The organism is Streptomyces sp. 6N223 (assembly GCF_052246635.1).
Lineage (GTDB): Bacteria > Actinomycetota > Actinomycetes > Streptomycetales > Streptomycetaceae > Streptomyces.
The window spans coordinates 59,151-77,202 of record NZ_JBQQCA010000009.1; the positions used below are offsets into that span (position 1 = coordinate 59,151).

General features: G+C 74.2%; 14 protein-coding genes and 1 pseudogene. 3 read left to right on the forward strand and 12 right to left on the reverse strand.

The genetic code is table 11. The annotated features are described in order from the left end of the window. Positions 1–18: 18 nt before the first annotated feature. From ACTWQH_RS08620 to ACTWQH_RS08655, 8 genes are all read right to left on the reverse strand, one after another. On the reverse strand, positions 19–954 hold the full coding sequence (locus ACTWQH_RS08620) for a GNAT family N-acetyltransferase (protein ID WP_443285783.1): 936 nt from the start codon (positions 952–954) through the stop codon (positions 19–21). Between the two features lie 217 nt (positions 955–1,171). Further along, positions 1,172–1,681, reverse strand: a complete 510-nt coding sequence (locus ACTWQH_RS08625; protein ID WP_443285784.1) for a helix-turn-helix domain-containing protein — start codon at positions 1,679–1,681, stop codon at positions 1,172–1,174. A 135-nt stretch (positions 1,682–1,816) separates the two neighbouring features. Further along, positions 1,817–3,262 carry a DNA polymerase IV gene (locus tag ACTWQH_RS08630; RefSeq protein WP_443285785.1) on the reverse strand — a complete coding sequence of 482 codons (1,446 nt, stop codon included), beginning with the start codon at positions 3,260–3,262 and terminating at the stop codon, positions 1,817–1,819. 49 nt (positions 3,263–3,311) lie between these two features. Beyond that, a complete protein-coding gene (locus ACTWQH_RS08635) occupies positions 3,312–3,893 on the reverse strand; it encodes a MerR family transcriptional regulator (RefSeq protein ID WP_443285786.1) in 582 nt (193 codons plus the stop codon). A gap of 170 nt (positions 3,894–4,063) precedes the next feature. Then, entirely contained in the window at positions 4,064–4,537 is a 474-nt protein-coding gene (locus ACTWQH_RS08640) for a bifunctional nuclease family protein (RefSeq protein ID WP_443285787.1), read from the reverse strand. Positions 4,538–4,614: 77 nt separating this feature from the next. After that, positions 4,615–5,352 carry an FHA domain-containing protein gene (locus ACTWQH_RS08645; protein ID WP_443285788.1) on the reverse strand — a complete coding sequence of 246 codons (738 nt, stop codon included), beginning with the start codon at positions 5,350–5,352 and terminating at the stop codon, positions 4,615–4,617. Between the two features lie 250 nt (positions 5,353–5,602). Beyond that, entirely contained in the window at positions 5,603–8,098 is a 2,496-nt protein-coding gene (locus ACTWQH_RS08650; RefSeq protein WP_443285789.1) for a sugar phosphate nucleotidyltransferase, read from the reverse strand. Positions 8,099–8,232: 134 nt separating this feature from the next. Then, a complete protein-coding gene (locus tag ACTWQH_RS08655) occupies positions 8,233–8,841 on the reverse strand; it encodes a CDP-alcohol phosphatidyltransferase family protein (protein ID WP_443285790.1) in 609 nt (202 codons plus the stop codon). A 169-nt stretch (positions 8,842–9,010) separates the two neighbouring features. Between ACTWQH_RS08655 and ptsP the strand changes: the two are divergent. Next, a pseudogene (ptsP, locus tag ACTWQH_RS08660) lies at positions 9,011–10,681 on the forward strand (phosphoenolpyruvate--protein phosphotransferase). 135 nt (positions 10,682–10,816) lie between these two features. Here the strand turns inward: ptsP and ACTWQH_RS08665 are convergent. Together ACTWQH_RS08665 and ACTWQH_RS08670 are read right to left on the reverse strand one after the other, a co-directional pair. Then, positions 10,817–11,785 (reverse strand): hypothetical protein, encoded by a 969-nt coding sequence (locus ACTWQH_RS08665; protein ID WP_443285791.1) that lies wholly within the window; start codon positions 11,783–11,785, stop codon positions 10,817–10,819. 31 nt (positions 11,786–11,816) lie between these two features. Further along, a complete protein-coding gene (locus tag ACTWQH_RS08670) occupies positions 11,817–13,883 on the reverse strand; it encodes an acetoacetate--CoA ligase (protein WP_443285792.1) in 2,067 nt (688 codons plus the stop codon). Between the two features lie 42 nt (positions 13,884–13,925). On the opposite strand from ACTWQH_RS08670, the gene ACTWQH_RS08675 reads away from it, so the two are divergent. Continuing rightward, positions 13,926–14,174 (forward strand): hypothetical protein, encoded by a 249-nt coding sequence (locus tag ACTWQH_RS08675; RefSeq protein WP_443285793.1) that lies wholly within the window; start codon positions 13,926–13,928, stop codon positions 14,172–14,174. Positions 14,175–14,405: 231 nt separating this feature from the next. On the opposite strand, the gene ACTWQH_RS08680 is transcribed toward ACTWQH_RS08675, so the two are convergent. After that, complete coding sequence (locus ACTWQH_RS08680) at positions 14,406–14,897, reverse strand: roadblock/LC7 domain-containing protein (RefSeq protein WP_443285794.1); 492 nt, start codon at positions 14,895–14,897, stop codon at positions 14,406–14,408. Positions 14,898–15,000: 103 nt separating this feature from the next. After that, the gene (locus ACTWQH_RS08685; protein ID WP_443285795.1) at positions 15,001–17,478 is read right to left on the reverse strand and encodes a sensor histidine kinase; all 2,478 of its coding nucleotides are present in this window, start codon (positions 17,476–17,478) and stop codon (positions 15,001–15,003) included. Positions 17,479–17,759: 281 nt separating this feature from the next. On the opposite strand from ACTWQH_RS08685, the gene ACTWQH_RS08690 reads away from it, so the two are divergent. Beyond that, entirely contained in the window at positions 17,760–18,041 is a 282-nt protein-coding gene (locus tag ACTWQH_RS08690; RefSeq protein ID WP_443285796.1) for a hypothetical protein, read from the forward strand. Positions 18,042–18,052: the final 11 nt, after the last annotated feature.

Sequence of the window (18,052 nt, forward strand, 5' to 3'; positions counted from 1 at the left end):
CGCGGGAGCGGCCCCCGCTCACAACCGGCGGGTGAACTCCTGGCGGTCGGCGAAGTTCTCGTAGCCTGCCCGTTCGAAAGCCATGATCATGGCGGTGTTGGCCGCGTCGCAGTCGCCGCGGATCTCCTCGGCGCCCGCTTCGACCAGCAGCCGCGTGCCGCGGGCCACTACCGCCGTCGCGTAGCCGTTGCCGCGGCAGGCGGGAGGCACAGCCACCAGGCCGATCACCGCGGTCGAGGGGTTTCGGGCGGGGAGGCTGATGGCAGCCGGCGTGCCGTCCGGAGCGTAGCCGAGTTCCCACCACGAGGGCTCGTACGAGAACTCCTCCATGTCCGCGAAGAGGCCCTCCGCGGCACGCCGGGCGCCATGCCGGGCGACCTTGGCGGCGAGTTGGGCGTCGGCGCTGGTCGGCAGCGCCTCGGCGAGGAGAGCGATGAACGGCTCACGGCCCAGACTGGGCAGGGAATGCCAGGTCAATCGGTCATCATGCGAAGTGAGTTCTACCCCGGAGCGGCGGCGGAAGCGGCGACCGTCACGGGCCCGCTCGAAGCCCGCCAGACCGAGAAGCTCGGCGCGCCGTTCCGGCTCCGCCTGGTACTGCGGCGGCTGCGTCGGCGAGTCGGTGACGTGCTCCAGCTCCGTGGCGCCGAGCGAGTCGGCCAGGGCGACGGCCTCGGCCAGCAGCGCCTGGCCGGTGGCCAGGCCGGGTTCGTCCCACGGTGTCTCAAGGAGCACCAGGGCCATCGGGACGTCGTTCCCGGGGAGGGTCCATAGCGCGGTGGCCGCGGTGAGCCGACCGGCCTCGTCCTCCGCGACCAGGCACCACTCCGGCCGGGTGCACTTCTTGGCAAGGAGGTCGGTGAGGTAGGCGGCCGTCCCGGCGTTGCGCTCGGGCTGGTCGGAGTACTGGACGAGGGCAGGTAGTTCGTCTGGGCGCGCTATACGTATAGGCATGTACTGGGATCATCCTGTCTCTCAATGACGTAGCTGGCTTTGCATGAAATCGCCACCCAGTGGCACCGGCAGGCCTGGCTGTTCCTGCCCTTGTCAGACCGGCAATCAGACCCGGGGTCTACGGACTGGATACTGTCGGCCTCCTGCCGCAGCGGTGGATCCCACGGCCGATCGGCGGTGGTCGTGGCCCGGCGCAGGGCGGTGCGGCGTAGGCATCTCATTCCACCGGGTAGCGCACCACCAACACCCCCTCCACATCCCTCCCCACCGCCTCGTACTGATGCGGTACATCCGCCGCCCACCGGGCGTGGCCGCCCGGGCCCACCTCGAGCGGGGCGGAGGCGGGACCAACCCGCGCCGTGCCGCTGAAGACCAGCAAGTGCTCCTCCGTGCCCGGCACATGAGCGGCCGAACGCTGCACCGCGCCGCTCTGAATGCGGATGCGATACACCTCCGACACCGCAGCCGCGTCCTGCACTCGGTCCATCAGCACCGCGTGCACCGCCGCGCCCTGCACCGGGGCGGGGCCGACGACCGTGCTCAGCGGCGCCTCGAGGGCCGTGGTCAGCGCGTACAGCGTCTCCAGGGTCGGATTGCGCTGGCCGGTCTCCAGTTCCGAGAGCGTGCCCTTGCCGACGCCGGAGCGGCGGGCCAGTTCCGACAGCGACAGGCCGCCGTCCTGGCGCAGACGGCGCAGCCGCTCGCCCACCTCCTGGGCCAGTTCCATAGCTTTCCGCCCCTACCGCGCCGGTGATGCATTGTCGTGACGCGACCAGCGTTCCACAAACAGAACGTTCTGTAAACGGAACGATCGTGGCGATGCACACGCACCGCGGCTCAGGCGAGGTTCGGACTTACTCGTCTAGGCGCTGGACGTGCGGCGCGGCGGTCCTGAGGAGGCCTGAGCAGCCGGTGGATCCGGCGGATCCGCCCGGGGTGCCAGCAGCGGCGGCGGGGTGGAACGGCGCAACAGCGGGTCGTCCACGGCGAAGGTGCGGACGCGGCCGGGCGGCGATCCGGGGCGTTCGAACCGGACCGTCACCCGGCCCGCGCCGCTGCCCTGCACCCAGCCCGCGCCGTACCGCTCGTGGGAGACGTCCACGCCCGGCGGCCAGCCCCGGCCGGTGGCACGGCCGCCGGGGAGGGGCTCGCCGCCCCGCTCCGGCCCCTGCCCGTCCCCTGGCTCGCCCGGCGCCGCCGGCACGGGTCTTCGCTGCCGCTCCTCCTGCTCTGAGGCGCCCGCCTGGGCGAAGAGGTCCTCCTGGGTGAAGTCGGCCAGGCCGCTGACGCCGACGCCGAGCAGCCGCACCCCGGTCGTGGTGTCGACGAGCTCCAGCAGGCGCCGGGCCGCCTCCCGGATCACGCCGGTGTCGTCGGTCGGCCCGCGCAGCGTCTCGGAGCGGGTGAGCGTGGTGAAGTCGTGCCGCCGCACCTTGAGGACGACGGTGCGGCCCGACCGGCCGGCGGCCCGCAGCCGCTCCGCGCAGCGGGTGGCGAGCCGGTCCACCTCGAACCGCACCCGGTCCCGGTCCCTCAGGTCCACCTCGAAGGTGTCCTCGACCGAGACGGACTTCGCGTCCCGCTCCGCCACCACCGGGCGTTCGTCGACGCCGTTCGCCATCGCGAAGAGCGAGGTGCCGTGTGCCCGGCCGAGGAGGCGCAGCAGCTCGCCCTCCCCGGCCCGGACCACGTCGCCGACGGTGCCGATGCCGGCGCGGCGCAGCGTCGCGTCGGTGGCCGGCCCGACGCCCGGCAGCGTCCTGACGGGCATCGGCGCCAGCAGCTCGCGCTCGGTGCCCGGCTCGATCAGCACCAGGCCGTCCGGCTTGGCCTGCTCGGAGGCGATCTTGGCGAGCATCTTGGAGCCCGCCAGGCCGACGGAGCCGGACAGCCCGGTCAGCTCGCGGATGCGCGCCCGCAGCCCCTGGCCCGTCCGGTACGCCTCGTCCGCCGTGCGGGCCGCGGGAACGGCCGCCAGGTCGACGAACGCCTCGTCGAGGCTGAGCGGCTCCACCAGCGGCGACAGCTCCGCCAGCAGGGCCATGACCGCGTCGCTGATCTCGCGGTAGACCGCGAAGCGGGGGGTGAGGTACGCCGCGTGCGGGCACAGCCGCCTGGCCTGGGCCGTGGGCATCGCGGAGTGCACCCCGAAGCGGCGCGCCTCGTACGAGGCGGTGGCGACCACGCCGCGCGGGCCGAGGCCCCCGACGATGACGGGCTTTCCCCGCAGGCTCGGCTTGGCCGCCTGCTCCACCGATGCGTAGAAGGCGTCCATGTCGAGATGCAGGATGGTGGGCTCACCCCTCACGCCTCCGATGGTGCCGCACGGGTCTGACACCGGGCGTGAACGCCCGGTGTCAGCAGCCCCGGTCGGCGCGCTGGCGCCGGAGGGCGAGCTCGTCGGCGGGGTGCTCGGCGGGCACGGGCTCGCCGGTGTCGACCCGCTCGGCGGGCAGGTGGGCCAGGGCGGCCTCGACGTCGGCCCACACCGCCCCCACCGCGATGCCGAACAGGCCGCGGCCGCCGCGCAGCAGCTCGGCCAGCTCCTCGGGGGAGGCGCAGCGGTAGACGGCGGCGCCGTCGCTCATCAGCGTCATGCCCGACAGCTCCGCCAGCTCGGCGGAGCGCAGCGCCCGCACGGCCGTCCTGATGCTCTGCAGCGAGACGCCGGTGTCCAGCAGCCGCTTGACGATCTTGAGGACGAGCACGTCGTGGAAGCCGTACAGCCGCTGGCTCCCGGAGCCGCCGGCGGGGCGGATGCTGGGCTGCACCAGCCCGGTGCGGGCCCAGTAGTCGAGCTGGCGGTAGGTGATGCCGGCGGCGGCGCAGGCGCTGGGGCCCCGGTAGCCCAGCCGCTCCGGCGCCCCGCGGCCCTGAGGGGCCACCGAGCGGGCCAGGCCCGCCCGTGGTGCACCCGGGAGGGCTGGCACCCCGCCCACCGCTTGACTGTCCCCGTCAGCTGTCACGCCGGCCTCCGTTCCGCATGCCCCGACCGTGCCGCTCGCCGCTACCGAATGTCACGACGGGCACGCACAGAGCGCTCCTCCCAAGACATGCCCCATTGACGCTAGGGATGCACACGCAACGCGTCAATGATCGCCACGCGGCGCTACTGGCTGCTCGTGCCGAAGTCCTCCGGAGAGATCTGGTCGAGGAACTCGCGGAACCTCTCCACCTCGTCCTCCTGCTCGTCGGGGATGATGATCCCCGCGTCGTCGAGCACCGCGTCGCTGCCGTAGATGGGGGTGCCGATGCGCAGCGCGAGCGCTATGGCATCGGACGGCCGGGCGCTGACCTCGACTCCGCTGGCGAACACGAGCTCGGCATAGAACACCCCGTCGCGCAGGTCGGTGATGCGCACCGCGTTGAGCTCCTGCCCCACCGCCTCCAGCACGTTCTTGAACAGGTCGTGCGTCAGCGGCCGGGCAGGCGTCATGCCCTGCTGGGCGAACGCGATGGCGGTCGCCTCTCCCGGCCCGATCCAGATCGGGAGGTAGCGGTCGCCACCCACTTCACGGAGTAGCACGATGGGCTGATTGTTGGGCATCTCTACCCGCACACCCACGACGTCGAGCTGATTCACACAGCAACCCTAGGACGTGCCCGGGGCATTTGGATAGTCGAGCACCGCCGCGCGGCGCGCTCGCGCTCCCCGGAGGCTCACGCGCTGTACCGATTGGCGAAGTAAACCAGCCGGTACTTGCCGATCTGGACCTCGTCGCCGTTGCCCAGCACCGCGGAATCGATGGGCTCACGGTTGACATAGGTGCCGTTGAGGCTGCCGACGTCACTGACGGTGAAACCGCCGTCGTGCTGGCGGCGGAACTCCACGTGACGGCGGGAGACGGTCACGTCGTCGAGGAAGATGTCGCTCTGCGGGTGCCGCCCGGCGGTCGTCAGGTCGCCGTCCAGCAGGAAGCGGCTGCCCGCGTTCGGGCCGCGCCGGACGATCAGCAGGGCGGAGCCGGGCGGCAGCGCGTCGACGGCGGCCTGCGCCTCGGGCGACAGGGTCGGCGCGGGGTGCTGGCCGGTCGCCTCGGCGTCGTACGCCTCCAGGCCGGTGATGGAGATCGTCGAGGTGGTCTCGGAGGTGCCCTCGCCCGGCTGCAGCTGGTTGCCGCAGTTGGAGCAGAAGCGGCTGGTCGCGGCGTTGCGGAAGCCGCAGCGGCCGCAGGCCAGCACGCCGAAGCCGCCGCCCTGCGGGCCGCCGGGGGCGCCTATGCCGCCGCCGGCGGGCGCGCCGCCGCCCGGACCGGCGACCTCGTCACGGAAGAGCGGGCGCCCCTGCTCGGGGCCGGGGGCGGGCGCTGGCGGCTCGCCATGCTGGCGGGCGCGGGCCCGTGCGGCGCTGTGCACGCCACTCTGACGCCTGCCGAACAACCGAGCGAAAAAACTCACCAGCGATCCCCTCGCAACCTACCGGCCCGCCAGTGGACGGGACGGTCCATTGTCTCTCACGGGCCGCGAAAGACGTCCTGACAACGTGCACGGCCCTCGCACAGTTTCCCTCACGGAGCGCCACCGGGTGCTGGCGGCCCCCGGTGGCGGCGCGTTACTGTCACGATGACGACAGAGCGTAGTCAGGCTGCTTCGTGGTCCGCAAGGCACCCCGGGAATCCGAGCGCTCCGGGCAGGGGCGGGCGGCAGTCTAGCGGTCGGCCCCGTCCACCACTTCCGACCAGCTGTCGAGGAGCTCCTGGGCCGCGGCGTCGTCCGGCCCCTCGGCCCACAGGTGGGTGACGGCCTCGGCCGGGTCCGGCAGCACCAGCACCCACCGGCCGTCCGACTCGACCACGCGCACGCCGTCGGTGGTGTCGATGGACCGCTCGCCGGCCGCCTCCACGACGCTGCGCATGACCAGCCCCTTCACCGCCCACGGGGTGGCGATGTCGCGCTGCAGCACGTGGGCGCGGGGGATGCGGGCGTCGATCTGGCTGAGGGAGAGCTGGGTGCGGGCGACGAGCCCGATCAGCCGGGCGAAGGCGGCGGTCGCGTCGAAGACAGGGCTGAACTCGGGCACGATGAAGCCGCCCTGGCCGTCGCCGCCGAAGACCGAGCCCTCCTCGTGGGCGGCGCGGGTCAGGTCGTGCGGCGAGGTGGTGGTCCAGTCCACCTGGGTACCGTGGTAGGCGGCGACCTGCTCGGCGATGCGCGTGGTGGTCACCGGCAGCGCCACGCGGCCGCTGCGCCGCTCCGCCGCGATCAGGTCGAGCATGACCAGCAGGGCACGCTGGTCCTCGATGATGCGGCCGCGCTCGTCGACCAGCGCCAGCCGCTCGCCGACGGGGTCGAAGCGGACGCCGAACGCGGCGCGCGCGGAGGAGACGATCTCCCCCAGCCGCACCAGGCCGGCCCGGCGGGTGTCGGCGGTCTCGGTGGGCCGGGCCTCGTTGAGCCCGGGGTTGATGGTCAGGGCGTCGACGCCGAGGCGGCCGAGCAGGCTGGGCAGCACGAGGCCAGCGCTGCCGTTGGCGGCGTCGACGACGATCTTCAGGCCGGACTCGGCGACGCCGGTGGTGTCGACCTCCCGCAGGACCGAGCCGGTGTAGGCGTCGAAGACGCTGGCCGGGAAGCGCAGGTCGCCGATCTCGCCGGGGAAGGCGCGGCGGTACTCCTGGCGGGCGTAGACCCGGTCGAGCTTGCGCTGGCCGGCCTGGGAGAGGTCGGCGCCGCGCTCGTCGAAGAACATGATGTCCACGGAGTCCGGGCGGCCCGGGGTGGTGCGGATCATGACGCCGCCAGCGCTGCCGCGGGCGGTCTGCTGGCGGGCGACGGGCAGCGGCACGTTCTCCAGGTCGCGGACGTCGATGGCGCTGGCCTGGAGGGCGGAGATCACGGCGCGCTTCAGGGCGCGGGCGCCTCGCGAGTGGTCGCGGGCGGTGGTGACGGTGGAGCCCTTCTTCAGGGTGGTGGCGTACGCGCTGGCCAGCCGCACGGCGAGCTCGGGCGTGATCTCGACGTTGAGGATCCCGGAGACGCCGCGGGCGCCGAAGAGCTGCGCCTGGCCGCGGGCCTCCCAGATGACGGAGGTGTTGACGAAGGCGCCGGCCTCGACGGTCTTGAAGGGGTAGACGCGGACGTTGCCCTGGACGATCGACTCCTCGCCCACCAGGCACTCGTCGCCGATGACGGCGCCGTCCTCGATGCGGGCGGCCCGCATGACGTCGGTGTTCTTGCCGACGACGCAGCCGCGCAGGTTGGTGCCCGGCCCGATGTAGACGTTGTCGTGGACCACGGCGCGGTGGAGGAAGGCGTCGGACTTCACGACCACGTTGGAGCCGATCACGGTGTGCTCGCGGATCTCCGCGCCGGCCTCGATCTTGGCGTAGTCCCCGACGTACAGCGGGCCGCGGAGCTTGGCGTCGGGGTGGACCTCGGCGCCCTCGGCGATCCACACGCCCGGGGAGATCTCGAAGCCGTCGATCTCGACGTCGACCTTGCCCTCCAGCACGTCGGCCTGGGCCTTGACGTAGCTCTCGTGGGTGCCGACGTCCTCCCAGTAGCCCTCGGCGACGTAGCCGAAGATCGGCTTGCCGTCCTTCATCAGACGCGGGAAGACGTCGCCGGACCAGTCGACGGAAACGCCGGCCTCGACGTAGTCGAAGACCTCGGGCTCCATGACGTAGATGCCGGTGTTGACGGTGTCGGAGAAGACCTGGCCCCAGGTCGGCTTCTCCAGGAAGCGCTCGACGCGGCCGTCGTCGTCGACGATGGTGATGCCGAACTCCAGCGGATTGGGGACGCGGGTGAGGCAGACGGTCACCATCGCGCCGCGCTCGCGGTGGAAGCGGATGAGGTCGGTGAGGTCGAAGTCGGTGAGGGCGTCGCCCGAGATCACCAGGAAGGGGGCGTCCCTGAGGGCCTCCTCGGCGTTCTTGACACTTCCGGCCGTCCCGAGGGGCTTCTCCTCGTGGGCATAGGTGAGGTCCATCCCGAGCTCCTCGCCGTCGCCGAAGTAGTTCTTGACGAGGGAGGCGAGGAACTGCACGGTGACCACGGTCTCGGTGAGGCCGTGCCGCTTCAGCAGCCGCAGCACGTGCTCCATGATGGGACGGTTCGCCACGGGCAGCAGGGGTTTGGGCATGCTCGCGGTCATCGGGCGAAGCCGGGTGCCTTCGCCACCAGCCATTACGACGGCCTTCATATCGGAAGTGTCCTCCTCGGGGAGTAGACAGTCACTCGGACTGCGCCCGTCTGGAGGGGCCCGGGCCCGGGGTGGCTCCCCGGAAAGCGCGGCATGTGCGGGCGCCAGGCCCCTGCGACGCTGCCAGGGCGAGCTCAGTCGGCGGTGGCATCCGCCGCCAGGAGCCGGCGGACCTGGACCACGTAGAGGATCCCTGCCCACCAGTACAGCGCTGTACCCCAGCCGGCGAACGCCCATCCGAAAATAGCAGCGAGTGATGCGACCCAGCCACTTCCGTCACTGAGCAGCAGCAGGGGGAAGGCGTACATGAGGTTGAAGGTGGCGGCCTTGCCCAGGAAGTTGACCTGCGGCGGGGCGTATCCGTGACGGTCCAGGCGCCACACCATCACCAGCAGTAGCGCCTCGCGCGTGAGCAGGATCACGGTCAGCCACAGCGGCAGGATGCCGCGCCAGGTGAGGCCGGTCAGGGTGGCGAGGATGTAGAGGCGGTCGGCGGCCGGGTCGAGGACGCGGCCCAGGGCGCTGATCTGGTTCCAGCGGCGGGCGAGCTTGCCGTCGAGGTAGTCGGTGACGCCGCTGGCGGCCAGCACCAGCAGGGCCCAGCCGTCGAGGTCGGGGCCGCCGAACTCCGGGGAGAGCACGAGCCACAGGAACAGCGGCACGCCGGCCAGGCGGGCCATGCTCAGCAGGTTCGGGATGGTGAGGACCCGGTCCGTCTGAATGTGCGTCTCCTGGACCTCCACCCCGGAGCCTCCCTATCCCCTGCGTCCCCATCACCGTGTGGCGCTGAAGACCCTACCGGCCGCCGGGCGGACGCGTGCGCGGGCATGACTTACGCTGCTGTGTGGCGTCGCGACGCCCCTGACCGTGACCGATCCGGACTGAGTGACGTGGACTGACGTGGGACGTGAGATGAAGACCAGGCTGCGAGGGGTCGGCGTCAGCCACGGGATGGCGATCGGCGAGGTCCGGCACATGGGCGCGGCGGTGCTGGAGCCGCCGTCCTCCACCGTCGCGCCCGAGGAGGCGCCGCGGGAGGCGGAGCGGGTGCACCGGGCCGCGGAGGCCGTGGCCGCGGACCTGATGGCGCGGGGCAACCTCGCCGGCGGCCAGGCGCAGGCGGTGCTGGAGGCCCAGGCGATGATGGCGCGTGACCCGGAGCTGCTGGCCGACGTCGAGCGGCGGATCGCGGCGGGCGCGGGCGCGGAGCGGTCCGTGCACGACGCCATGGCCGCCTACCGCGAGCTGCTGGCCGGCGCCGGAGAGTACCTGGCGGCGCGGGTGGCGGACCTGGACGACGTGCGCAACCGGATCATCGCCCGGCTGATGGGCGTGCCCATACCCGGCGTTCCCGACAGCGACGAGCCGTTCGTGCTGGTCGCCCGCGACCTCGCGCCGGCCGACACGGCTCTGCTCGACCCCTCCCTGGTGCTGGGCTTCGTCACCGAGGAGGGCGGGCCCACCAGCCACAGCGCGATCCTGGCCCGCTCGCTGGGGGTGCCCGCCGTGGTGGCGCTCAAGGGGGCCCGGGACATCGCGGAGGGCACCGTCGTCGCGGTGGACGGATCCACGGGCGAGGTGCTTCTCAACCCCACCTCCGGGGAGCGGGCGGCGCTCGCCAGGGCCGCGCAGGAGCGCGAGGCGGAGCTGGCCGCGGCGAGCGGGCCGGGCGCCACGCTCGACGGGCACAAGGTGCCGCTGCTGGCGAACATCGGCGGCCCCGACGACGTCGCCGCCGCCATCGAGGCGGGCGCCGAGGGCGTGGGCCTGTTCCGCACCGAGTTCCTCTTCCTGGACCGCAGCGACCGGCCGCCGACGGAGGAGGAGCAGAGCGCGGCCTACCGGCGGGTGCTGGAGGCGTTCCCCGAGGGGCGCGTGGTGGTGCGCGTGCTGGACGCGGGCGCGGACAAGCCGCTGGCGTTCCTCACGCCGGAGCAGGAGCCCAACCCCGCGCTCGGCGTGCGGGGGCTGCGCGCGCTGCTGGAACACCCCGAGGTGCTCACCGGCCAGCTCAGGGCGCTGGCCCGGGCCGCCGAGGGGCTGCCGGTCTACCTGGAGGTGATGGCCCCCATGGTGGCCGACCGGGCCGACGCCAGGGCGTTCGCCGACGCCTGCCGGGCGGCCGGGCTGTCGGCGAAGACCGGCGCCATGGTGGAGATCCCCTCCGCCGCGCTGCGTGCCCGCTCGGTGCTGCAGGAGGTGGAGTTCCTCTCGCTGGGCACCAACGACCTGGCGCAGTACACCTTCGCCGCCGACCGGCAGGTCGGGGCCGTCTCCCGGCTGCAGGACCCGTGGCAGCCCGCCCTGCTGGACCTGGTGGCCACGGCCGCCGAGGCCGCCAAGGCCGAGGGCAAGGGCTGCGGGGTGTGCGGGGAGGCCGCCGCCGATCCCCTGCTGGCCTGCGTGCTGACGGGCCTCGGCGTCACCAGCCTGTCGATGGGGGCCTCCGCACTGCCCTATGTGTGCGGCGCGCGGGCCGGGTAGACGCTGGCGCAGTGCGAGTGGGTGGCGTTGGCGGCCCAGGCCGCCGACAGCGCCGAGGAGGCCCGCTCCGCGGCCAAGGCCGTGCTCGCCGCGCAGTGATGTCGCGGGGCGAGTGATCCCGCGGGGCGGCGGGCGGTGCCCGGCGGGCACGCCGCACCCGGCCCCGGCCCTGGCGCCGTCGGCCGGCGCGTGCCGCCCCGCGACGGCGGCTCATCCGCCTCGGTCCCCCGCCCCTCACTCCCCCGGCGGGCCGGGTGCGCCCGCGCAGCGGGGCTGCGGCAGGCTCGGGGCGTCCCGGTAGCTCACGCCGGGCTCCGGCGGAACCGGCTCCCCGGTCAGCGCGTCCGTGCAGTACGCCGCGAAGACCTCCGCCTCGCCCAGCGGGCGCAGCACGCCCTCGTGCACGCTCCAGCCGCACACGCGCTCGGCCGCGCCCGGCCCGGCCGCCGCGCCCGGCGGCGGGGCGGTCCGCAGCACCAGGCCCACGGGCCGGGCGGTCGCCAGCGCCGCCGCCAGCACCGTGCACAGCACCAGCGCGTCCTGCTCCGGCAGCCGGACGGGCCCGTCGTCCTCCTCCGCCTGCGCGCGCAGCGCGGCGGTCAGCGGCCCGTCCTCGCCCGCCAGGCTGCACACCAGGTGGTGCGTGCCGGGCCCGGCGCCCTCCAGGAGGGTGCGCAGCGTCCCGGCGGCGCGGGAGAAGGCGCACGTGGGCAGCGGCGCCCCGCACGCCGGGCACTCCCCCGCCCCGGCCAGCAGGTCCGTGCCCAGCTCCCAGACCTCCCACCGCCGGTGCTCGGCCAGCAGCCGGGGCACCAGCCGCCCCAGCGGCTGCCCCTCGTACGGCACGGTGGCCCCGTGGACCGCGATCTCGCCGGCGTACCGCGCCCGGCTGTCGGCGCTGTCGGGGTCCAGCCGCTCCCGCTCGCACCACTCGGCGAAGTCCACCGGGTCGAAGAGGGCGACGCTGGTGTACCCCTGCCGGCCGGTCAGGGACGCCAGCAGCGCCTCGACGTGCCGCAGGTACGCCGCGTGGTCGGCGAAGCGGAAGGTGCGGTACCTCCGCCGCATCATCGCGAAGCCCGCCTCGTCGGGGATGACCGCCACCGTGCCGGCGGCCTCCCGCCAGGGGCCGTCGCCCGCCCGCGCGCCTGGCCGCGTCCCTTCCCGCGCCCCTCGCCGCGCCCCGCGTCCTGCCTGTGCCATGGCTCCCCCTCACCTCATCGGGATCATCGTGTCACCGAGAGTAATCGTCGCCACTGACAGCGGCGCCGCGCTCGCGGGCGAGGCGGGCGAAGAAGCGCAGCAGCCCGGGGTCGTCCACCGAGCCGGGGTTGGCGGCCCGTTCCAGGTCGGCGCCCTGCAGCAGCCGCTTGACGGGCACCTCGAGCCGCTTGCCGGTGAGGGTGTGCGGCACTCCGGGCACCTCGATCACCTCGTCCGGCACGTGGCGCGGCGAGAGGTCTTCCCGAATGACGCCCGCGATCCGCCGCTTCAGCGCCTCGTCCAGCACCGCGCCCTCGGCCAGGTGCACGAAGAGCGGCATCCAGTAGCCGCCGTCGGGCTGTTCGAGGCCGATCACCAGCGACTCCCTGACCTCCGGGAGCCGTTCCACGGCCTCGTAGATGTCGGCGGACCCCATGCGTACGCCCTGCCGGTTGAGGGTGGCGTCCGAGCGGCCGTGGATGATGACGCCGCCGCGCGCGGTGACGGTGGTCCAGTCGCCGTGCCGCCACACGCCGGGGAACATCGAGAAGTAGCTCTCCCGGTAGCGGACGTCGCCGGGGTCGTTCCAGAACCGGACCGGCATCGACGGCATGGGGGTGGTGACGACCAGCTCCCCGACCTCGTCGGTCAGCGGCGTGCCGTCGGGGCCGTACGCCTTGAGGTCGGTGCCCAGGCACGGCGCCTGCAGCTCACCGGCGTAGACCGGCAGCGTGGGAACCGCGCCCGCGAAGCAGCTGCACACGTCCGTGCCGCCGCTGACGGAGGCGATCCACAGATCCGCCGAGACCTCGTCGTGCAGCCAGCGGAAGCCGTCGGGCGGCAGCGGCGAGCCGGTGGTGGCCACGCAGCGGGTCGCCGGCAGGTCCAGGTCGCGGCCGGGGTGGACGCCGGCCTTGGCGCAGGCCATGACGTACGCCGCCGAGGTGCCGTAGAGCGTGGCGCGGGTGCGTTCGGCGACGCGCCACTGGACGGCCGGGTCGGGGTGGGTGGGGCTGCCGTCGTAGAGCACCACGCAGGCGCCGACGAGGAGGCCGGAGAGGAGGAAGTTCCACATCATCCAGCCCGTGGAGGTGTACCAGAAGAAGCGGTCGCCGGGGCCGAGGTCGCAGTGGAGGCCGAGCTGCTTGAGGTGCTCCAGCAGGATGCCGCCCTGGGAGTGGACGATGGCCTTGGGCAGCCCGGTGGTGCCGGAGGAGTACAGCACCCACAGCGGGTGGTCGAAGGGCACGGGCTCGAAGACGGGCTCGCCCCCCTGGTCCTGGCCGGCCGTCACCTCGGCGAAGGCGGCGGCGCCGGGTGGGGGCGGCGTTCCCAGCAGCGGGACGTGGACGACCGAGCGGAGGGTGGGCAGGCCTCGGCGGATCTCCTCGACGGCGGCGGTGCGGTCGTGGGTCCAGCCGCCGTAGCGGTAGCCGTCCACGGCGAACAGCACGACCGGCTCGACCTGCTGGAAGCGGTCGAGCACGGCGCGGGCGGCGAAGTCGGGCGAGCAGGAGGTCCACACCGCGCCGACGGCCGCCGTGGCGAGGAGGGCGACGGCGGCCTCGGGGATGTTGGGCAGGTAGCCGGCGACGCGGTCGCCGGGGCGCACGCCCCTGCGGCGCAGGGCGGCGGCCAGGGCGCCGGTGGCGCGGCGGAGTTCGGCCCAGCTGACGGGCTCCGGCTCGAGGCGTTCGTCCACCCGCAGCAGGGCGGGCTCGTGCGCCCGCTCCGGGTCGGCGCCGTGGCGCAGCGCGTGGTCGGCGTAGTTGAGGCGGGCGCCGGGGAACCAGCGGGCGCCGGGCATGGCGGGCTCGGCGAGCGCCGGGCGGCCCCCGTCGGCCAGGCCGGTGCCGAAGAAGCCGTCGACGGCCCGCCAGAAGGCGTCGAGGTCCGTGACGGACCAGCGGTGGAGCGCGGCGTACGCGGCCACGGGGTCGCCGGGCACGGGGGCGGGGGCGCCGTGGCGGGAGGCGGCGTAGGCGTGGAAGCGGGTCAGCCGGGCGGACTCGACCGCGTGCGGGCCGGGCCGCCACAGGGGTTCGGCGGCTCCGGGCGGCGGCGGGGCGGGGGCGTTGCGGTGGTCTGCTGCGGTCATGGCGGCTCCGGATGAGGGGTGGTCAGGAGGCGGGACGGGCCCGTGCCGGTGAGCATGGCGTGGACAGGACGATGCCAGCTCGCCGTGGGCCGCACCAGCGCCCGCCCCGTGCGGATCGGAGGCGGATCGGAGGGGGTGGACAAGGGCGAACGCCGGCTGGCGTTGGCGCTGGCGTGGGCTCTGAGGAACGTGCGCTACGCCACGCGCGACACGGTCATGGGCGGGCCTATCGACGGCAGCCGCGAGCCGGTGTGCCCGCTGGCCAGGGACGCGGCAGCACGGCGGACATGACGCCAGCGCGGCGCGACGCGACGGGGCGGGGACGGCGGTCGGTGCCGCGGCGGAGGATGGTGAGGCAGCGGCGGCGCCGGAGCCACCCCCGTGGGTCCCGGGCCGCCGCTGTACTGTCATCGGACGCGTGTCAAGCGGCGGCGGTTCACCCGCGTCCGGGCTTGTCACCCGTTCGCGACATGCGTGCAGCAGGCCCGAGAAGATCGGCCGCCGGGCGTCGCCGGGCGGTGGTCAGCCGTCGGCGGGCCGGGGGCCGCGCGGCGCGGTGGACAGGTGGGGCCCGACACGCTTCACCAGCAGGGTCATCTCGTACGCCACCTGCCCGATGTCGGCCTCGGCGTCGGCGAAGACGGCCAGCGCGCTGCCGGAGCCGGCGGCGGACACCAGCAGGAACGCGTCGTCCAGCTCCACGAGGGTCTGGCGTACGCCGCCGGTGTCGAAGTGCTGGCCGACGCCGCGGGCGAGGCTGTGGAGCCCGGAGGCGACGGCCGCGAGCTGCTCGCCGTCCTCCCGGCCGAGGGTGTGGGAGGCGCCTCGGGCCAGGCCGTCGCTGGAGAGGACCAGCGCGTGGCGGACGCTGGGTACGCGCCCGACCAGCTCGTCCAGCAGCCAGTCGAGTTGGGCGCGCTCGGGCGAGGTGGCCGGGCGGTGCGGTGCGCCGGATGGTGGTGGTGAGTTGCGGGGTGGGGTGCCGCCGTGGGCCGCGGCCTCCGGTGCGGTCATCGCTCTACGCCTCTTGTGTCGGTCTCGTCGTCGTGCGCGGTGCTGGTGCTGCTGTGGTGTGGCGCTGTGGCTGGTGCTGATCGTGATGGTGGTCGGGTGCGGATCATGGTCGGGGCCCGGGCGGAGTGTCGCCCTGCCGGGTGGCGCTGCCGGTCTGTTCCCGCCCGCGCCGCCAGCCGCGTTGCAGGGACGCCATGCGGGCGCGGACCGCCTCGGCCTCCGCGTCGGCGTCGGTGCCCGGGCCGTCTCCGACGGGGCCCTCGGGGCCGTTGGGCGCGGCGGCGGACGCCGGGGCGGCGGGGGCGGGGGCGGGGTCGCGAGGGCCGGGAGCCGTCGCGGGTTTGTGGGCGGAGCGGCGCACGCGGCGCGGCAGTCCCGCGCTGGTGGTGCCGGCGGAGCGCTCGCCGCCGGCCTCGCCCCGGTGCTGGTCGCGGCCGCCCGGCGCGTCTCCGGCGCCCGGAGCACCCGGAGCGCCCGCGTCGGCGGGGGTGGCGGCGGGCCCTCGCGGAGGGCCGACGGGTCGCCCGTGGTCGGTGACGAGCACCGGGTGCGGCCGTCTGGGCGGCAGCGGGATGGGCGCGTCCTGCTCGCGGGGCGAGGTGTGGTCGTCGGCGTCGGCGGGGCGGCCGGTGCCGGACGTGTGCCCGGGGTGGGTGACGGGCGGCGGCGCCTCCAGCTCGACGGGACCGTCCACGGGCCCGTTCAGCTCGGTGGGCGGCGCGCCGCGCTCGGGGAGCTCGTCGATCTCCTCGGCCTCGGAGAGGAGATCGCCGGGGATGAGGGCGACGGCGGTGGTGCCGCCGTACGGCGAGTCCTTCAACGCCACCCGCATGCCGTGGCGTTCGGCCAGGCGGGAGACGACGAAGAGGCCGAGCCGGTCGGTGTCGGTCAGTTCGAACTCCGCCGACCGGGACAGCCGCTGGTTGGCCTCCTGGAGGGCGTCGGCGGTCAAGCCCAGGCCCCGGTCGTGGATTTCGAGGGTGAAGCCGTGCGGCACCCGCTCGCCGGAGACCTGCACGGCGGTGTGCGGGGGCGAGAAGACGGTGGCGTTCTCCAGGAGTTCGGCGATGAGGTGGGTCAGGTCCGGCACCGCGGAGCCGGCGACCGTCAGGGGCGGCAGGCGGCGCAGTTCGACGCGCTCGAAGTCCTCGACCTCGTCAACGGCCGCGCGCACCACGTCCATCAGGCGTTCCGGCTTGCCCCACTGGCGGGCCGGGGCCGCGCCGGAGAGGACGACGAGGCCCTCGGCGTGGCGCCGCATGCGGGTCGTGAGGTGGCCCAGGCGGATCAGGTCGGCGGCGTCGCCGCGGGTCTCGGTGCGTCGTTCGATGGTCTCGACCAGGTGGAGCTGACGGTGCAGCAGGACCTGGCTGCGGCGGGCGAGGTTGACGAACACCTCGGCGACGCCGTGCCGCGTGGCCGACCGCTCCACGGAGGCGGCGACGGCGGCGCGCTGCAGGGTGTTGAGTGCCTGGCCGACGCGGCCGAGCTCGTCCGGGCCGTACTCCAGGCGCGGGGCCTCGGTCTCGACGTCGACGCGCTCGCCCGCCGCGAGGCGGCGCATCACGCCGGGCAGCCGCACCTCGGCCGCGTCGGTGGCCTCGCGCGAGAGGGTGCGCAGCTCGCGCAGGTGGCGGCGGCCGAGGCGGAACGCGACGGCGCCGGAGAGCAGCAGCGCGAGGAGCCCGCCGACGCCGACCACCGCGGCGCGGGTGGTCGCCGAGCCGCGGGCGGAGTCCACCCGGGACTGGTAGCGGTCCCTGGCGTCCGCTTCGTACTGGGCGAGGCTCGCCAGGGCCTCCCCGCTGGCCTCGTCCCACTGCTCGGGCGCCATGTTCCCCACCCCGCTGTCGAGCAGGGTCTGCTCGGCGTCGCCCAGGACCCTGCCGTTGCCGCTGTCCCAGAAGCTGTCGTGCGACAGGCGGTCGTCCACCGGCAGCTCCGGGAGGTGGGCGGCGTAGGCGAGGTCGCGCTTGAGCATCAGCTCCTCGAGGGTGTTCAGCTCCTCGCCGGTGATGCGGTCGGCGGCGAGGGCGCCGGCGGCCAGGGCGTCCTCGGCGGACAGGAGTTCGCGTGCCTCGGCGATGCCGGCCAGGGCCCGCCCGTGCCGGTCGACCTCGGCGTCCGTCACCGGCTGGACGGAGGCCATCAGGCGCAGGCTGGGCTCGGTGATGGTGCCGTACGCCGCCAGCGCGTCGGTGAGGGAGATGGTGTTGCTGCGCACCTGCTCCCTGAGGGTGCGGAGGTCGTCGAGCGCGGTCGTCAGCGAGTCGAGGGCAGCCTTGGCGCCGTCGGTGAGGTCGTCGCGGGCCTCGGCTTCGCCCGCCCAGACCTCGCCGGCCGCCTCGTCGGTGGCCTCCTGGCTGTCCTGGAGTCCGCTGATGGTGTCCGCCCGCCGGGGGTCGCCGAGGAGGAGGAGCGCGTGGCGGCGCTCGGCCTGGATGGCCCTGAGGAGGTCCTCGGCGGGCCCGGCCACGGCGTCGCTGGCCGCGGCGGCCGTGCGCAGCCGCATGGCGTCCCCTACGGTGACGGCCGTCGCCAGCGCCCAGACCGACACGAGCGACAGCAGGGGCACCAGCACAAGGGCCCCAATTCTGCGTCGGATCGAAGTGCCGCGATAGCGCATGCCCTCCCCTAGTGTTGCCGCCGCACGGGGGCTGCCCCACCGTCGGACAGCGTGAGCCTACTACTGGTGCCGGGTCCCGGGCGTCAACTCTCGTATCAGGCCCGGTGGTGAGACGTTCGTCGCCTCGGGGCGCCTCATCCTTCTCTGTCGTGTCCAGGCACGCAAGGCGTTCTACCATAGGAGGATCTGGGGGAGGACATATACGCAGATCTCACCGTGCAGGGAGCGACGGCGGGGTGTATGCCAGACCGCGCATGCCGGATCCGGTGCGCGCCGCTGCGGTGCGTGCCGTCATCATCATCGCTCTGACGTTGAGTCAGCTCGTCGTGGTGCTGCTGAGTCTCCTGGCCGGGTCGTGGCTGGCGTTCCCGATGACGCTGTCCACGCTGGCCAGCACCGTGGTGGCGACCTGGGCCGTGCTGGACATCTGGATCACGCGGCAGGCGTGGCGGCAGCGGCACGGCGTGGTGTCGGTGCCCAGCAGCGTGGCCCGGCGGCGGCCGCTGAGGCGGCGCTGAGGGCGGCCGCG

What these genes read in the sequence shown, in the direction of transcription:
- ACTWQH_RS08620 (WP_443285783.1), bottom strand. Translation starts at nt 954, where the DNA reads ATGCCTATACGTATAGCGCGCCCAGACGAACTACCTGCCCTCGTCCAG.
- ACTWQH_RS08680 (WP_443285794.1), bottom strand. Translation starts at nt 14,897, where the DNA reads ATGACCGCACCGGAGGCCGCGGCCCACGGCGGCACCCCACCCCGCAAC.
- ACTWQH_RS08625 (WP_443285784.1), bottom strand. Translation starts at nt 1,681, where the DNA reads ATGGAACTGGCCCAGGAGGTGGGCGAGCGGCTGCGCCGTCTGCGCCAG.
- ACTWQH_RS08670 (WP_443285792.1), bottom strand. Translation starts at nt 13,883, where the DNA reads ATGACCGCAGCAGACCACCGCAACGCCCCCGCCCCGCCGCCGCCCGGA.
- ACTWQH_RS08665 (WP_443285791.1), bottom strand. Translation starts at nt 11,785, where the DNA reads ATGGCACAGGCAGGACGCGGGGCGCGGCGAGGGGCGCGGGAAGGGACG.
- ACTWQH_RS08650 (WP_443285789.1), bottom strand. Translation starts at nt 8,098, where the DNA reads ATGAAGGCCGTCGTAATGGCTGGTGGCGAAGGCACCCGGCTTCGCCCG.